General features: G+C 70.8%; 15 protein-coding genes, 1 pseudogene and 1 riboswitch. Of the genes and pseudogenes, 4 read left to right on the forward strand and 12 right to left on the reverse strand.

Annotated elements, in window-relative coordinates:
* Positions 1 to 199 precede the first annotated feature (199 nt).
* Together G6039_RS24005 and G6039_RS24010 are read left to right on the forward strand one after the other, a co-directional pair.
* Complete coding sequence (locus G6039_RS24005) at positions 200 to 970, forward strand: sulfite exporter TauE/SafE family protein (RefSeq protein ID WP_006945513.1); 771 nt, start codon at positions 200 to 202, stop codon at positions 968 to 970.
* A 65-nt stretch (positions 971 to 1035) separates the two neighbouring features.
* Positions 1036 to 1794 (forward strand): HAD-IIA family hydrolase, encoded by a 759-nt coding sequence (locus G6039_RS24010; RefSeq protein WP_044476465.1) that lies wholly within the window; start codon positions 1036 to 1038, stop codon positions 1792 to 1794.
* Between the two features lie 195 nt (positions 1795 to 1989).
* On the opposite strand, the gene G6039_RS24015 is transcribed toward G6039_RS24010, so the two are convergent.
* The 10 genes from G6039_RS24015 to G6039_RS24060 form a co-directional block, all read right to left on the reverse strand.
* Positions 1990 to 2760 (reverse strand): MspA family porin, encoded by a 771-nt coding sequence (locus tag G6039_RS24015; RefSeq protein ID WP_029545365.1) that lies wholly within the window; start codon positions 2758 to 2760, stop codon positions 1990 to 1992.
* A gap of 62 nt (positions 2761 to 2822) precedes the next feature.
* Positions 2823 to 3569, reverse strand: a complete 747-nt coding sequence (locus G6039_RS24020) for an MspA family porin (protein ID WP_029545369.1) — start codon at positions 3567 to 3569, stop codon at positions 2823 to 2825.
* 353 nt (positions 3570 to 3922) lie between these two features.
* Entirely contained in the window at positions 3923 to 5269 is a 1347-nt protein-coding gene (gene cobU / locus G6039_RS24025) for a bifunctional adenosylcobinamide kinase/adenosylcobinamide-phosphate guanylyltransferase (protein ID WP_043802331.1), read from the reverse strand.
* Positions 5269 to 6075, reverse strand: a complete 807-nt coding sequence (locus G6039_RS24030) for an ABC transporter ATP-binding protein (protein ID WP_043802333.1) — start codon at positions 6073 to 6075, stop codon at positions 5269 to 5271. Before G6039_RS24030 ends, cobU begins: the two co-directional genes overlap by 1 nt.
* On the reverse strand, positions 6072 to 7100 hold the full coding sequence (locus tag G6039_RS24035; protein ID WP_006945506.1) for a FecCD family ABC transporter permease: 1029 nt from the start codon (positions 7098 to 7100) through the stop codon (positions 6072 to 6074). The genes G6039_RS24030 and G6039_RS24035 overlap by 4 nt, the downstream gene beginning before the upstream one ends.
* Positions 7097 to 8071 (reverse strand): ABC transporter substrate-binding protein, encoded by a 975-nt coding sequence (locus G6039_RS24040; protein ID WP_037201082.1) that lies wholly within the window; start codon positions 8069 to 8071, stop codon positions 7097 to 7099. The genes G6039_RS24035 and G6039_RS24040 overlap by 4 nt, the downstream gene beginning before the upstream one ends.
* A gap of 80 nt (positions 8072 to 8151) precedes the next feature.
* A riboswitch (cobalamin riboswitch) is annotated at positions 8152 to 8294 on the reverse strand.
* Positions 8295 to 8382: 88 nt separating this feature from the next.
* Positions 8383 to 9333: a DUF808 domain-containing protein gene (locus G6039_RS24045; protein WP_029545373.1), complete on the reverse strand. Its 951-nt coding sequence runs from the start codon at positions 9331 to 9333 to the stop codon at positions 8383 to 8385.
* A gap of 216 nt (positions 9334 to 9549) precedes the next feature.
* Positions 9550 to 10773: an O-succinylhomoserine sulfhydrylase gene (locus G6039_RS24050; RefSeq protein WP_006945502.1), complete on the reverse strand. Its 1224-nt coding sequence runs from the start codon at positions 10771 to 10773 to the stop codon at positions 9550 to 9552.
* Positions 10770 to 11180 carry a rhodanese-like domain-containing protein gene (locus G6039_RS24055; RefSeq protein ID WP_006945501.1) on the reverse strand — a complete coding sequence of 137 codons (411 nt, stop codon included), beginning with the start codon at positions 11178 to 11180 and terminating at the stop codon, positions 10770 to 10772. Before G6039_RS24055 ends, G6039_RS24050 begins: the two co-directional genes overlap by 4 nt.
* 62 nt (positions 11181 to 11242) lie before the next feature.
* A complete protein-coding gene (locus tag G6039_RS24060) occupies positions 11243 to 11671 on the reverse strand; it encodes an Rv0361 family membrane protein (protein ID WP_043802335.1) in 429 nt (142 codons plus the stop codon).
* A gap of 293 nt (positions 11672 to 11964) precedes the next feature.
* Here G6039_RS24060 and G6039_RS24065 point away from each other — a divergent pair, with 293 nt between their 5' ends.
* The gene (locus G6039_RS24065) at positions 11965 to 13350 is read left to right on the forward strand and encodes an FAD-dependent oxidoreductase (RefSeq protein ID WP_043802337.1); all 1386 of its coding nucleotides are present in this window, start codon (positions 11965 to 11967) and stop codon (positions 13348 to 13350) included.
* Between the two features lie 98 nt (positions 13351 to 13448).
* Here G6039_RS24065 and G6039_RS24070 read toward each other — a convergent pair whose 3' ends face one another.
* Positions 13449 to 13931 (reverse strand): DUF456 domain-containing protein, encoded by a 483-nt coding sequence (locus G6039_RS24070; RefSeq protein ID WP_043802339.1) that lies wholly within the window; start codon positions 13929 to 13931, stop codon positions 13449 to 13451.
* Positions 13928 to 15133 carry a formate-dependent phosphoribosylglycinamide formyltransferase gene (gene purT, locus G6039_RS24075; protein ID WP_043802341.1) on the reverse strand — a complete coding sequence of 402 codons (1206 nt, stop codon included), beginning with the start codon at positions 15131 to 15133 and terminating at the stop codon, positions 13928 to 13930. Before purT ends, G6039_RS24070 begins: the two co-directional genes overlap by 4 nt.
* 43 nt (positions 15134 to 15176) lie before the next feature.
* Here purT and G6039_RS24080 point away from each other — a divergent pair.
* Positions 15177 to 15696, forward strand: a pseudogene (locus tag G6039_RS24080) (vitamin B12-dependent ribonucleotide reductase); the annotation flags it as partial.

Raw genomic sequence — 15696 nt, forward strand, 5'->3', positions numbered from 1 at the left:
GCTCCCGCGGACGGGGAGTGTCCGGAATTGGGACGGTGCACCGGCGGGCCACGACGGCGGGACACCGGCACCCGCGGCGGCCGGTGCCGTCCGCCGGCGATCCACGCGAAAGCCTTGTCGAGACAGCGTATTCGGTGGCACCCGACGCTCTGGGGTGGCGACGACAGGCCACGGCGGCGCCTACCGTAAGGTCGGCTCGGTGACACCGCTCGAACTGTTCCTCGTCGCCCTGGCCGGGCTGGGCGCCGGCGCGATCAACGCGCTGGTCGGCTCCGGGACCCTCATCACCTTCCCGACCCTCGTCGCCTTCGGTCTGCCGCCGGTGACCGCCACGATGTCCAACGCGGTCGGGCTCGTCGCGGGTGGGGTGTCGAGCACGTGGGGGTACCGGCGGGAGCTGCGCGGACAGTGGCCCCGGCTACGGTGGCAGATCCCCGCGTCGGTCTCCGGCGCGGTCCTCGGATCGTGGCTGCTGCTGAACCTGCCCGAGTCGGCCTTCGAGACGATCGTGCCCGTCCTGCTCGTGCTGGCGCTGCTCCTCGTCGTGTTCCAGCCGAAGCTGCAGCAGTGGGTGCTGCGCCGCTCCGGCGGCCCGGAGGAGCAGATCGGCCCCGCCCGGATGACGGCGCTGATCGTCGGCACCTTCGCAGTGGGCGTGTACGGCGGCTACTTCACGGCCGCGCAGGGCATCCTGCTGATGGGCCTGTTCGGCGCGCTGCTGCACGATCACATCCAGCGGCAGAACGCCGCGAAGAATCTGCTCTCGCTGCTGGTGAACGTCGTGGCCGCCACCGCCTACACGCTGGTCGCGTTCGACCGGATCGACTGGACGGTGGCGGCGCTGATCGCCGTGGGCTCGCTGATCGGCGGCGCCCTCGGCTCCCGGTACGGCCGCCGGCTCTCGCCCACGGCGCTGCGTGCCGTCATCGTCGTGGTCGGGTTGATCGGCTTGTACCGGCTGCTGGCCTGAGCGGTCGGTGACACACTCGAACGGTGAGCGACGAACCCACACCCGCGCCGGTCTGGAACTACCTGATGGACATGGACGGCGTCCTGGTCCACGAGGAACACCTGATTCCCGGCGCCGACGCGTTCCTGACCGAGCTGCGCGAGAACGGCACGCCGTTCATGGTGCTCACCAACAACTCGATCCGCACTCCGCGGGATCTGCGGGCCCGGCTGCTGCGCACCGGGCTCGACGTCCCGGAGAAGTCGATCTGGACGTCGGCGCTGGCGACGGCGACGTTCCTGGCGAATCAGCGCCCCGGTGGCAGCGCATACGTGGTGGGCGAGTCGGGGCTGACCACGGCCCTGCACGACATCGGCTACGTCCTCACCGACAGCGATCCGGACTACGTCGTCCTGGGGGAAACCCGCACGTACTCGTTCGAGGCGATCACCACGGCGATCCGGCTCGTCGAGCGGGGTGCCCGGTTCATCGCGACCAATCCGGATCCGACCGGGCCGTCGCGGGAGGGCTCGCTCCCCGCCACCGGGGCCGTCGCGGCCCTGATCACCCGCGCGACGGGCCGCGAACCGTACTTCGTGGGCAAGCCCAATGCCCTGATGATGCGGTCCGCCCTGCGCGCGATCGGCGCGCACTCGGAGCACACGCTCATGATCGGCGACCGCATGGACACCGATATCGTCTGCGGCCTCGAGGCGGGCCTGCAGACACTGCTGGTCCTCACCGGCATCTCCACCCGCGAGTCCGTGGAGATGTTCCCCTACCGGCCCACCCGCGTCATCGAATCGATCGCGGAACTGGTGGGGCGCACCGCGAATCCGTTCTGACCGGAGCGGGCGGTTCCGACAGCGAGAGGGAGGTTCTCGCGCATGCCACTCGGGCGATGCCGCGACAACCTCCCCGTCACCGTTCATCCATGACGCCACTGCCCGGCCCCCACCGGACCGGGCAGCGACGACGCCCCGCCGACGAGAGGATGAGGTTCTCGTCGGCGGGGCTGCTCACCTCTGAAGGCGCCTCGCTCAGCCGATGCTGAAGGGCTGGCCCCAGAGGGTGACCTGCTGGACGGCGGTCGCGGTGTTGACCGTGACCTTCACGTAGTTGCGAGCCTGCGCGTAGCCGGCGCAGCCGGAGATGCCCACGGTCGAGTCGGCCCAGGTGACGCTGCCCTCGGTAGGGATGGGGCCGTCCTTGGGCTTGGTCACCATCGAGTACGGACGGAAGACCCGCTCGCCGAACGGGTTTTCCTGCTCGACGGAGAGCACGTAGAACTGGCTGGTCTTACCCGGGGACAGGGTGATGCCCACGTTGGCGTTCAGTCCGCCGCCCCCGGTCGAACTCCGAGTCGCCGCGGTGACGGCCGGTTCGGTCGTAGGGGTATCGGTGATGGTGGTGCTCGCGCCGCCGCCGGCCGAGGCGCTGGCCCCGGCACCCGCGGTGCCGGCGATGTCCACCTGGCAGCCGACGACGTAGCCCGGCTGGATCCGGTAGTTGCTCACGTTCTTCGCGCCGGCGCCACCCAGCTTGACCTGGGCGGAGCCCGACACCCACACGTTGCGGTGCACCGGCGTGGCGCCCATCGACGGGTTGATGTTGGCGGACTCGCCCGTACGGGTCAGGGTGACGGTCACGTCGCCCGGAAGGTTCTCGGTGATCGTGCCGTCCGGCAGGGGAATGAAGGTATCGGCGTTGGCCGCACCCACGGACGCGAAACCGATCGCGACGGCGACGGTGGCGCCGACGCCGGCCGCTTGGAGACCGCGGCGCAGGCCCTTGGTGATGCTGGTCTTCATATCTTCTCTCTCGAGTTCTCGGCTCGCGTGAGCGAGGAGTCAGTCAGGGTCTGGTGCGGTACTCAGCCGATGTTGAACGGCTGGCCGTACAGGGTGGTCTTGACGTAGTCCTTGCCCACGACCTCGAGCACGGTGTAGGCGCGGGCCTGCGCGTAGCCACCGCAGCCCATGGTGCTGAGCTCGGCGTCCTGGTACTGGACGGTGTAGTCCGTGTCCTTCTTGGTGATGTCCTTGCCCTCGAGGTGCACCAAGACCACTTGGCCGGGCTGCAGCGGGACGGAGAGGGAGACGGACGGACTGACCGTATTGGTCAAGCTGGTCACACCCGTGACCGCATCGGTCAGCAGGTTGCCGGTGACGGTGTTGGTTCCACCGGTGCTGAAGTTGATGCCCAGGTTGCCCCTCAGCCCCGAAATGTCGACCTGGCAGCCGACGATGTAGCCGGTGTTGATGCGTGAGACACCGTGGGTGGAAGAGTTGTTGGCGCCGGCCAGCGGCGAGGTGCTGCCGTCGGTCTTGCCCGGCTCGGACGGGACGTCGACACTGACCCGAGCTGTCACCTTGCCGGACACCCAGGCGACGCGGTTGGCAGGATTCGCCGCCATGGACGGCGAAACGAGTGCACTCTCCTCGGTCCGCTTCAGTGTCGCCTTGCCGCCCGGCGCGGTGATTTCGCCGTCCGGCAGCGGCACGAAGGTGTCGGCGTTCGCCGCACCCGCGGACAGGAAGCCCATGGCGATCGCCGCAGCAGCTGCGACACCACCGATGCGTGCGCCGCGGCGAAGGCCGGACGTGTGCTTGATGCTCAATTCATTCCCCTACTCAGGTGTGCGGTTACCCGGGCGCCCCCGGGCACGGCTGATCACGGCCGCGGGCGGCCGCCGCGGTCGATTCGGATGTGCCTTCTGGTCAGGTCGGGCGAGATACCGGTCGGTTTCTCGCACAGGCGGATTCAGGTGTCGTTGGCGTGCTGCCCCGAAGGGCACTGTGGACCGACACCCCCGCTCGGACCCCAGTTCGTTTCGGAACGATAACACGCCCGATGCGAAGGGTCACTAAACAGTTACGGCTGTGTTCCAGATCACATCTGCACACAATCGTGTGCGATCGGAGGTTTATGTGTGACCGGGAATCCGACTTGCACAGAACGAAGTTCGATGCTCTAGCGCAACCGCATCGGAATACCCGCCACGACCAAGGTCACCGCCTCCGACTCGGCGGCCACGCGCGCGTTGAGCCGCCCGAGCAGGTCGCGGAACAGCCGGCCCGACGCCGTCGGCGGCACCACGCCGCTGCCGACCTCGTTGCTGACCGCCACCACCGGCGCGGCACACGAACGCCACGCCTCGAGCAACTCCTCGACGTCCGCCTCGACCGCGGTGACGTCGCCGCCCGACCACACGTCGTGACGGTCCAGGCGGGCGGTGAGCCAGGTCCCGAGGCAGTCGATCAGCAACGGCTCGCGCGACCCGCGCAGTACGGATGCCACGTCGTCGGTCTCCACCGTCGTCCACGACCGCGGCCGACGGGCGCGGTGCAGCGCCACCCGCTCGGCCCACTCCGTGTCGCCGTCGCGCGTGCCGCCGGTCGCCACGTACGTCACCGCCGGGAACGATTCGAGCAACTCCTCGGCGTGCCGCGACTTGCCGGAGCGGACACCGCCGAGTACCAGGGTGCGCTGCGTCGCAGCGGCTTTGCCGGTCGTTTGTCCCACCGTCGTCACCTCACCGTCGTCGCCCGGTCGCGCCCCGCAGGCCGCCAGGCGGATCCGCAACTGCGCGACCGGCGGGTTGTGGTGCCCCAGATGCACGGCCACCACATCGGTCCGCTCGGTCACCGCCCCGCACGCGCGCAGCGCCCCCACCGTCTCGCCGAACGCGGGCAGCGTGTGGTGCGCGTCCCCCAGATCGATGCGGTCACCGAACGTCTCCTCCAGGAAGACCGCGTCGTACCCCGCGCCGGCGACCCGCTCGAACCAGTCCGCGGGCAGCGGGCCGGTGTCGCACGCCCACAGCAACCGGTCGCCGCCCGGGCCCTGCACGTCGTAGAGCACCGAGTCTCCCTCTCTCAGGACCCGGTGGGCGGCGGGCAGGACCCGCACCCGATACTCGCCCACCGTCAGCACGTCCCCGGCCGCGACGGGCACGAACCGCACCGCGTCGGTGGGACCCACCCAGTCCCGACACTGGTCCAGCGTGTCGGGGGGTCCGATCACCTCGATCTCGAAATCCACTGTCGCCCAAGCACGGAACAGCAGCGCCTGCGGGCCGAGATGGTCGGGATGCGAATGGGTGAGCAGGATGTGCCGCACCCCGGCGAGGGTGCGGCCGTGGCGCAGGGCCGCGCGCGGCGCCTCGGGCCCGCAGTCGAGCATGAGGACGTCGTCCACCAGCGCCGCCGTCTGCCCGCGTATCTCGCCGCGGGCGGCCGCGTCCGAGCACGATGCGCACGTGCAGAACGGGTTCGGCCAGCCGTCGGCCGCACCCGTGCCCAGCAGCAGGACCTCCATCACGAACCCTCCGATTCGGTTCGGCCGGAACAGCTCCCGCGAACCGGAACGATGGCCGGTCCGGAACCGGGTCGGTCCAGCACCTCGACGCGCGCGCCGTACACGTCGGCGATCCGCCGGGCCGTCAGCACCTGCCGGGGCGTGCCGTCGGCGACGACGCGGCCGTCGGCGAGCAGCACCAGCCGTCCGCCGTACAGCGCCGCCGAGGTCAGGTCGTGCATGGCCGCGAGGACGGTGAGCCCGTTCTCCGCGCGCATCGACTCCACCAGGTCCAGCACGTGCTGCTGGTGGCCGATGTCGAGGGCGCTGGTGGGCTCGTCCAGCAGCAGCACCTTCGGCTCCTGCGCGAGTGCGCGCCCGAGCACCACCCGTTGCAGCTCACCGCCGGACAGCTCGGTCGCCGGCCGCGCAGCCAGCCCGCGCAGGTCGAGGCGGTCGAGCACCGACTCGACCACCTCGCGGTCGTGCGCCGACTCGGTCGCGAACCGCGGCATGTGCGGGGTACGGCCGAGCCGGATCAGGTCGGCGACGGTCATGCCTTCGGGCACCACCGGCCGCTGCGGCATGAGCGCCACCGTCCGGGCCATCGCCCGGCGTCCGGCGTGGGCGGGGTCCAGGCCGCCGACGCGGATCCGGCCGGTCGCGGGCACCAGGCCCGCGAGCGCGTGCAGCAGCGTGGTCTTCCCACCGCCGTTGGGCCCGACGAGCGCGACCCACTCCCCCTGTCCGACAAGCAGGTCCACCCCGTGCAGGACGGTCTTGCCGCCGCGGGCGACGCTCAGGCCGCGGCAGTCGACGGCGTTCACGACACCCCCCGATGCCGGCGCAGCACGACGAGGAAGAACGGGGCGCCGACGGCCGCGGTCACCACGCCGATGGGCAGTTCGGCCGGGGACATCACGGTCCGGGCCAGCACGTCCGCCAGGACGAGGAAGGCGGCCCCGATCATCAGCGACAGCGGCAGCAGCAGCCGGTGCCCCGGGCCGACGATCAGCCGGATCGCGTGCGGCACCACGATTCCGACGAAGCCGATGAGCCCGCTGGCGCCGACCACGGCGGCGGTGCCGAGGGTGGCCACGCACACCAGGACCAGCCGGACCCGGGCCGGGCTCACGCCGAGGCTCGCGGCCTCCACGTCGCCGACCGCCATCACGTCGAGCATCCGGCGGTGCAGCAGGATGACCGCGGCGGACACCACGACGTACGGCAGCACGACGACCACGTCGGACCAGCCGTCGGTGCTGAGGCGGCCGAGCAGCCACGTGTACACCTGCCGCAGGGTGTCGTCGTAGAGCTGCTGGACGAACGTCTGCGCCGCATTGGCGAACGCCGCGACCGCGACGCCGGCCAGGATGATGACGACCTCCGAACGCATCCCGCCGACGCTGCGCCCGAGCGCGTACGTGGCGGCGACGGCCACCAGGCCGCCGGCGAACGCGGCGACCGGCACCCCGGCGGCGCCGAGCGCCCCGCCGAGCGCGATCGCGAGGGTGGCGCCCAGGCCCGCCCCGCTCGACACGCCGAGCAGGTAGGGGTCGGCCAGCGGGTTGCGGAACACCCCCTGGTAGGTGGCACCCGCGATGGCGAGCATCGCGCCGACCAGCGCGCCGAGCGCCACCCGCGGCATCCGGATGTTCCACAGGATGGCCTGCTGCCGCGTCGTCAGTCCGGAGTCGACGTCGACGAACGGCAGGGCGTCGATCAGCTCGAGGAACACGCCGCGCACGGTGAGCCCGGCGGGGCCGACGAGCACCCCGACGTGCAGCGCGACCACCAGGACGAGGGCTGCCGCGCCGAGCACCAGGGCCGGGTGGCGCGCGGCGCGGGTCACCGGGTGGGCTGCGCGGCGGGTTCGGACGCGGGCGCGGCGGCCACGATCGTCCCGAGGTGCCGCACGAGGTCCACGACCCGGGGTCCCCAGCGGCTGGCGACGTCCTCGTCGAGCACGTGGACCTGGCCGGACCGGACGGCCGTCAGCTCGCCCCAGCCGGCGCGGGCGGCCACGGTGTCCGGGGTGACACCGCAGCACTGCCCGTCGGCGAGGAAGATCAGGTCGGGGTCGGCGTCGAGGACGTACTCGGCGGACAGCTGCGGGTAGGCGTCGGCTCCGGCGGCGTCGCCGATCGAACGCAGGCCGAGCATCGAGTAGATGCCGCCGATGAAGGTGCCGCCAGTGACGCTGTAGTAGGTGTCGTCGAGCTCGTGGTAGTAGGTCAGCGGGGCCGGGCGCGGGGGCAGCCCGGCGACGACCTCGTCGATGTCGCTGCGCATCGAGGCGACGAGTTCGGCCGCGTCGCCGACGTGCCCGGTGGCGGCGCCGAGCTGCTCCATCTGCGTGTACGCCTCGTCGAGGGTGGTGGCGGCGGGCAGCAGCAGTGTGGGGACGCCGGCCGCCTCGAGGCCGGAGACGAGGTCGCCGACGTCGTCCATGGCGACCACGAGGTCCGGTTCGTAGCCGAGCACGGCCTCGACGTTCGGCGAGTATCCGGACAGGGCGGTGACGGGCGCCTCCGCGGGGAAATCGGACTGGTCGTCGACCGCGACGACCTGGTCGCCGGCGCCGACGGCGTAGAGCATCTCGGTGGCGGTGGGGCTGAGGGAGACGATCGATCCGGGGACCGCGTCGAGGGTGATCGCGCCGTCGCCGGAGCCCACGGTGACCGGGAAGGTGCCGTCGCCGGACGGCGCGGAGGCCGGCTCGGATCCGCCGCTCGAGCCGCACGAGGCGGCGAGCAGGGCGAGCGCGGCGAGTCCGGTAGCGAACAGCCGGCGGGCGGGCGCAGTGGGGGCAGGCACAGCCATCCTCCGTGAGGCGGAGGACGAAAACAGCACGGCTGCAACGGATCACCGTTGCGGCACGACACCGTCCTTCGTCCGAGGACCAGTACGTGACCGCCGCGCCGGCCGACCTGACTCGTCCGGCAGCGCGCTGCCGGCCTCACAGTTGCGGGACAGTGCCGGATTACACCGGACTTCACCGATACGCTGCGGCACCCCGCCGGCAAGCGGGGTCACCGCAGCGTATCGCAGGACGCCGGGTCCGGGGACGGCGGCCCGACGCCGTCTTCGACCGGTTCCCCACCCCGGTGCCCCATCGGAGGACGTCGACATCGTCAGTGCGCCGCGCCGCGCTTCTTCCGTTTCGGAATCAGGTGCGCGATCAGGACGATGATCGCGCCCACGACGAGCCCGACGAGTGCGGACGCCACGGTCCCGGCAGTCCAGGACAGCACACCGCCGAAGCCGCCGTGCACGAGATCGCCGAACCAGTGTTCGAGATCGTGGAGGCGATCGGCCGGCCAATGGAATCCTGCCTCGCCGACGTTGACGAGCAGGATGTGGCCACCGACCCACAGCATCGCGGCGATCCCGACCACGGTGAGCACCGTCATCACCTTCGGCATCGCGGCCACGAGCCCCCGCCCGAATCGTCGACTGAACGACGATCGGCGTCGGGCGAGCGACAGGCCCACGTCGTCCATCTTCACGATCAGCGCGACCGCGCCGTACACCAGGGCGGTGATGAGGATCGCGACGACGACGAGCACCAGCAGCCGGGTGAGGAACGGTTCGTCCTCGACCGACGCCAGGGAGATCACCATGATCTCGGCCGACAGGATGAGGTCGGTGCGGATCGCGCCGCTGACCATCGACTTCTCGAACTCCGGCCCGCTCTGCCCCGCAGTCGCGTCCTCGTCGTGGTGACCACCGGTGAGTGCTTCGTAGACCTTCTCGGCCCCCTCGTAGCACAGGTACAGACCACCGGCGATCAACAGGTAGGGCAGCGCCTGGGGCAGGAACTGGCTCAGGAGCATCGCCACCGGCAGGATGATCAGGAGCTTGTTGCGGATCGACCCGGTCGCGATCTTGCGGATGATCGGCAGTTCTCGATCGGGGGTGAACCCGTGCACATAGCGCGGGGTGACGGCGGTGTCGTCGACGACGACACCGGCCGCCTTGACCCCGGCCTTGCCGGCCGCGGCGCCGATATCGTCGATGGACGCCGCGGCCGCCTTTGTCAGTGCCGCGACGTCGTCCAACAGGGCGACGAGACCACCAGCCACGGGAACCTCCCACAGTTCGGCTGTGCAGAGCCGATCGAACGACACGCAGTTGCGGGTCGACTTGTACGTTACCGAAGCACACCCGACCGCCGAGCCGGCTCTCCTTCGGTGTCCGGTACGGCCGGTGTCATCGACTCGGCAGGCCCAGGGGGCGGATCAGAGTCCGCGATGCCGGTACGGCCTCGACGTGGCTGTCGCCCCCGACGTGGCAGCGAGCTACTTCAGCGCCTGCTCGAAGTCCTCGAGCAGGTCCTCCGGATCCTCGAGCCCCACCGACAACCGGACCACACCGTCGGACAGGCCGATTGCCGCCCGGCCCTCCGGACCCATCGCCCGGTGCGTCGTCGTCGCGGGGTGGGTGATCAGCGACTTGGCGTCGCCGAGGTTGTTGGAGATGTCGACGATGCGCAGCCCGTCGAGCAGTTCGAACGCGCGCTTCTTGCCCTCGCCCTCCGGGGCGTCCAGCTCGAAGGTCACGACCGTGCCGCCGCCGCTCATCTGGGACCGCGCCAGGTCGTACTGCGGGTGCGACTCGAGGAACGGGTACTTGACCCACTTGATCGCGGCGTGGTCCTGGAGGAAGCGGGCGATCCGCCCGGCCGACTCCACCGAGTGCCGGATCCGCAGCGGCAGTGTCTCGAGGCCCTTGAGCAGGGTGTGGGCGTTGAACGGGCTCAGCGCCGGGCCGGTGTGCCGGATGAGCTGCTGCACCGGGCCGTCGATGTAGTCCTGCGGGCCGAGGATCGCCCCGCCGAGCACGCGGCCCTGGCCGTCGATGTGCTTGGTGCCCGAGTACACGACGATGTCGGCGCCGAGATCCAGGCTGCGCTGCAGCAGCGGCGTGGCGAAGACGTTGTCGAGCACCACCTTGGCACCGGCGGCGTGGGCCATCTCGGAGACCCGGCGCACGTCGACGAGGGTCTGCATCGGGTTCGACGGCGTCTCGAAGAAGACCGCGGTCGTGGGCACGGACAGCGCCTGTTCCCACTGGTCGAGGTCCTCGCCGTCGACGAACACCGTCTCCACGCCCCAGCGGGGCAGGATCTCGTTGCACACCACGAAGCAGGAGCCGAACAGGCTCCGGGCCGCGACCAGGCGATCACCCTTGCCGAGCAGCGCGGCGAGGGAGGTGAACACCGCCGACATGCCGGAGGCGGTGGCGTAGCAGCCCTCGGCGCCCTCGAGCAGCCGCAGCCGCTCCTCGAACATCTTCACGGTCGGGTTGCCGTACCGGGAGTAGACGAAGTGGTCCACGTCGCCCGTGAACGCCTGCTCCGCGGCCTCGGCCGATTCGTAGACGAAACCGGAATTGAGGTAGATCGCCTCGGAGGTCTCCTCGAATCCGGACCGCATGGTGCCGCCGCGCACGCCGAGCGTGGCGGGACGCACCGATGCCGGCAGCGGCCGCTCGAAGGCGCCGCCCCTGGGAATTGCGCTCACGACTGCCTCCACGGCAGGCCCGCGGCCCGCCAGCCCTCGGCTCCGCGATGCCTCTCGGCATCGAGGCCGCCTTCGAATCCTTCGACGATGTTGTACGACGGGGCCAGGCCCGCCGCGGTGGCCGCTTCCGCGGCCGCGATGGACCGCTGTCCCGAGCGACACAGGAACACGACCGGCCCGCCGGTCACGCCGGCGTCCTTCAGCTGCTCGACGAACCCCGCGTTGCGGGCACCGTCCGGGTAGCGCACCCACTCGACGAAAACGGTGCGGCGCCCGATGGGGGAGGTCTCGGGGACCCCCACGTATTTCCATTCGGCGTCGGTACGCACATCGACGAGCACGGCGTCCGGGTTCTCGCGCAGCAGCTCCCACGCTTGCTGCGGCGTTATATCACCTGCGTAGCTCACCGCACCAGCTTTTCACAGTTCGCGGCGAGCCGACCAGGCGGGCGGGTGGCGCCGGTCCCCGATCAGAAGGTGCAGACCCGCCAGACGTCGTCGATCCGGACGAACTGCCACGTGGCGGTCTGCTCGTTCCCGTCGAACCGGGCGCGCACGTCGGCGGTTCCCCGGTCGCCGTCCGTCTCGACGTTCTCGACGCCCTCGAGCTGCACCTCGCCGTCCACGCCGGCCAGCGGGGCCCGGTCGGCAGGGAGCCCGTCGCAGCGCAAGCGGTCCTGCGCGGGGGCGTCGCCGGCGTTGTGCGCGCGGACGTAGTCGTCGACCGTTCGCACGACGAGCTCGGTCCCGGAGGTGCTGCTGTCCGACGGCGACACCAGCTGGGCGACGAACACCCCGACGACGAGCACCACGATGATCGCGAGCGCCGCGAGGAACGGCGTCGCGCTGCTGCGGTCCGTTTCGTCCGGGTCGGGTTCGGGTGCGCGTTCGGCTGCCATGGGGCGATCCTAGGCCGCGCGGGCACGGCCCCCCGCGGGCGCATTTGCCCCAATAAACCCTCTCGAGGTAGGAATTGCCCATGGCCTCTACGCACCTCGTTCGACGTCTCGCCGTCGACCTGTGTCGAGTGAGCGCCCACATGTGTTGTCGCTGAAGCGATTTCTCGTCACGCCCGGTTCGTCGCGCAGTTTCTGCCGCTCCCGCGTGCCCATGGCAGCCACCCCTGCCGGCTCCCTTCCTCAATTAAGCTGAACCACGTCCGTCCGCACACCGAAGAGGTAGTTGACCCCTGATGACCGATCAGACTCGTCCCCTTCGCGTCGCGATCGTCGGTGCCGGCCCCGCCGGTATCTACGCCGCCGATGCGCTCATGAAGTCCGACACCGAGGTCAGCATCGACCTGTTCGAGCGGATGCCCGCCCCGTTCGGTCTCATCCGTTACGGCGTGGCCCCGGACCATCCGCGCATCAAGGGCATCATCACCGCGCTGCACAAGGTGCTCGACAAGCCCCAGGTCCGGCTGCTCGGCAACCTCGACTACGGCACCGACATCACCCTCGAGGACCTGCGCCGCTTCTACGACGCGGTGATCTTCTCCACCGGCGCCAACGCCGACCGCGCCCTGAACATCCCCGGCATCGAACTCGACGGCAGCTACGGCGCCGCCGACTTCGTCTCCTGGTACGACGGCCACCCGGACGTGCCCCGCGACTGGCCGCTCGAGGCCGAGAAGGTCGCCGTGCTCGGCGTCGGCAACGTCGCCCTCGACATCGCCCGGGTGCTGGCCAAGACCGGCGACGAGCTGCTGCCGACGGAGATCCCCGCCAACGTCTACGAGGGCCTGAAGAACAACAAGGCCGTCGAGGTGCACGTGTTCGGCCGCCGCGGTCCCGCCCAGGCCAAGTTCACCCCGCTCGAGCTGCGTGAGCTCGACCACTCGCCCACCATCGAGGTCATCGTCGACCCCGAGGACATCGACTACGACGAGGGCTCGGAGGCGGCGCGCCGCAATTCCAAGCAGGTCGACATGGTGGCCAACACCCTGCAGGACTGGGCCATCCGCGACGTCGGCGACCGCCCGCACAAGCTGTTCCTGCACTTCTTCGAGTCCCCCGCCGAGATCCTCGGCGAGGACGGCAAGGTCGTGGGCCTGCGCACCGAGCGCACCGAGCTCGACGGCACCGGCAACGTCCGCGGCACCGGCAAGTTCCGTGACTGGGAGGTCCAGGCCGTGTACCGGGCCGTGGGCTACCTGTCGCAGAACATCGCCAAGCTGCCGTTCGACGAGCAGGCCGGCACCGTGCCCAACGAGGCCGGACGCGTCGTCGCGGACGACGCCGCCGAGGGCACCGCCCGCTACCTGCAGGCGACCTACGTCACCGGCTGGATCAAGCGCGGCCCCGTCGGCCTGATCGGCCACACCAAGGGCGATGCGAACGAGACCGTCGCGAACCTGCTCGCCGACCGGGCGCAGGGGCTGCTCAATACCCCCGAGGACCCGTCCGAGGACGCGATCGTCGCCTTCCTCGAGGACAAGCAGCTGCCCTACACCACCTGGCAGGGCTGGTACCGCCTCGACGCGCACGAGCGCAGCCTCGGCGAGGCCGAGGGCCGCGAGCGCGTCAAGGTCGTCGAGCGCGAGGACATGTTCCGCGCCTCGGAGCCGCACAAGGCCTGACGCCACCCGCTCCCCCGCCGTGGCCGAATGTCACATCGCGTCGTTTGGATCGACACGATGTGACATTCGGCCACAGCCGTATCCGGAGGCTGCGACGTTCAGGTGAGCAGCACCGCGCCGAGCCACACACCGGCGGCGACGAGACCGCCGAACAGCTCGACGAGGATCGACAGCGCCACCGCCTTCGTCGCGTACACGGTCGAGAGCCAGGCGTCGCGGTGGGTGCGGTGCCGCTGCACCTCGGACAGGTACGTGCCGAGCAGAAAACCGAGCAGCAGACCGATCACCGGGACGACGAAGAAGCCGACGATGCCGAGCAGACCGCCGGCGACGATCGAGCGGGTCGGCACCCCGGCGCGGCGCATCCGTCCTCCCGGCCACGTGTACTTCACGATGCCGGTGACCAGCAGGGCCGTCGTCGCGACGGCGAAGACCGTCCACCCGACGGTGCCGCCGGTGAGGACGGCCCACACCGCGATCGCCCCGAAGATCAGCAGGGTGCCCGGCAGGATCGGCACGACGATGCCGACGAGGCCGACGAGGATCGCGAGCCCGACGAGGACCTCCGCGCCGGCGGTCACGGCGCCACCGGCCGCACGCGCGACGCCGCCTCGACCGCGCGGGCCCGCGCGGTCTCGATGTCCGGGCCGGTGGACACCGCCACACCCATGCGACGACGGACGAACGACTCGGGCTTGCCGAACAGCCGCAGGTCGGTTTCGGGCACCGACAGCGCGTCGGCGACGCCCTCGAACGCGATGCCGGCGGCGTCGATGCCGCCGTAGATCACCGCCGACGCCCCGGGCGCGAGGAGCGCGGTGTCGACCGGCAGGCCCAGGATCGCGCGGGCGTGCAGCTCGAATTCGGAGAAGCGCTGCGAGCGCAGGGTCACCAGGCCGGTGTCGTGCGGGCGGGGGCTCACCTCGGAGAAGAACACGTCGTCGCCCGCGACGAACAGTTCGACGCCGAAGACGCCGCGGCCGCCGAGCGCGCCGGTCACCGTCGCCGCGATCTCCCGGGACCGGGCCAGGGCCCGCTCGCTCATCGGCTGGGGCTGCCAGGACTCGACGTAGTCGCCGGCGCGCTGCAGGTGCCCGATCGGTTCGCAGAAGAACGTCTCGACCTCCCCGGACGGCCCGACGGCGCGGACGGTGAGCTGGGTGATCTCGTACTCGAAGTCGACGAAGCCCTCGACGATGACCCGGCCGAGGTCGACGCGCCCGCCGGCGAGCGCATAGTCCCAGGCGGCGGCGATCTCGTCGGGGGTGCGGACCGTGGACTGGCCCTTGCCGGACGAGGACATCACCGGCTTGATCACGCACGGAAAGCCGACCTCGGCCGCGGCGGCGCGGACCTCGTCGAGGGATTCGGCGAAGCGGTACGGGGAGGTGGGCAACCCGAGCTCCTCGGCGGCGAGGCGGCGGATGCCCTCCCGGTTCATGGTCAGCCGGGTGGCGCGCGCGGTCGGGATCACCTCGGCGAGACCGCGTTCCTCGACGATCGCGAGCGCGTCGGTGGCGATCGCCTCGATCTCGGGCACGACCAGGTGGGGTCGTTCGGCCTCGACGAGCGCGAGCAGGGCCTGCGGGTCGCTCATGTCGACGGTGTGCGCGCGGTGCGCCACCTGGTGCCCCGGCGCGTTCGGGTACCGGTCCACCGCGATCACCTCGACACCGAGCCGTTGCAGCGCGACGACCACCTCCTTGCCGAGCTCACCTGCGCCGAGCAGCATGACGCGCAGGGCGCCGGGAGTGAGCGGGGTGCCGATTCGGGGTGAGACCATGAGGGGACTATATGTGCCCCGCAGGTCGCACCTGGAGGACGCGATGGACGTCGCAGAACCGAACCTCGAGTCGGACACCGGACGGTTCTTCACCACGGCCGGCGTCGACCCGGCCGACGAGGTGGACTGGCAGCGGCGCGACGCCCGCATCGTCCACCACGGCACCGGCGCGGTCGTGTTCGAGCAGCGCGACGTCGAGTTTCCCGCCGCCTGGTCGCAGATCGCCACCGACATCGTCACGCAGAAGTACTTCCGCGGCACCCTCGGCACCGAGGCGCGGGAACGCTCGCTGCGCGACGTCGTCGCCCGCATCGTGGACACCGTCACCGCGTGGGGTGCGGCCGACGGTCATCTCGACGACCCGGAGGCGTTCGCCGCCGAGCTGACGTACCTGATCCTCACGCAGCGGGCGTCGTTCAACAGCCCCGTGTGGTTCAACATCGGGGTGCCCGGCACCCCGCAGCAGGCCAGCGCGTGCTTCATCCTGTCGGTCGAGGACAGCATCGACTCGATCCTCGAGTGGTACCGCCAGGAGGCGGTGATCTTCAAGGGCGGGTCCGGGG

Origin of the sequence: Rhodococcus aetherivorans, from assembly GCF_011058165.1 — a bacterium.
GTDB lineage: Bacteria > Actinomycetota > Actinomycetes > Mycobacteriales > Mycobacteriaceae > Rhodococcus > Rhodococcus aetherivorans.

What these genes read in the sequence shown, in the direction of transcription:
- G6039_RS24015 (WP_029545365.1), bottom strand. Translation starts at nt 2,760, where the DNA reads ATGAAGACCAGCATCACCAAGGGCCTGCGCCGCGGTCTCCAAGCGGCC.
- G6039_RS24040 (WP_037201082.1), bottom strand. Translation starts at nt 8,071, where the DNA reads ATGGCTGTGCCTGCCCCCACTGCGCCCGCCCGCCGGCTGTTCGCTACC.
- cobU (WP_043802331.1), bottom strand. Translation starts at nt 5,269, where the DNA reads ATGGAGGTCCTGCTGCTGGGCACGGGTGCGGCCGACGGCTGGCCGAAC.
- G6039_RS24065 (WP_043802337.1), top strand. Translation starts at nt 11,965, where the DNA reads ATGACCGATCAGACTCGTCCCCTTCGCGTCGCGATCGTCGGTGCCGGC.
- purT (WP_043802341.1), bottom strand. Translation starts at nt 15,133, where the DNA reads ATGGTCTCACCCCGAATCGGCACCCCGCTCACTCCCGGCGCCCTGCGC.
- G6039_RS24010 (WP_044476465.1), top strand. Translation starts at nt 1,036, where the DNA reads ATGGACATGGACGGCGTCCTGGTCCACGAGGAACACCTGATTCCCGGC.
- G6039_RS24060 (WP_043802335.1), bottom strand. Translation starts at nt 11,671, where the DNA reads ATGGCAGCCGAACGCGCACCCGAACCCGACCCGGACGAAACGGACCGC.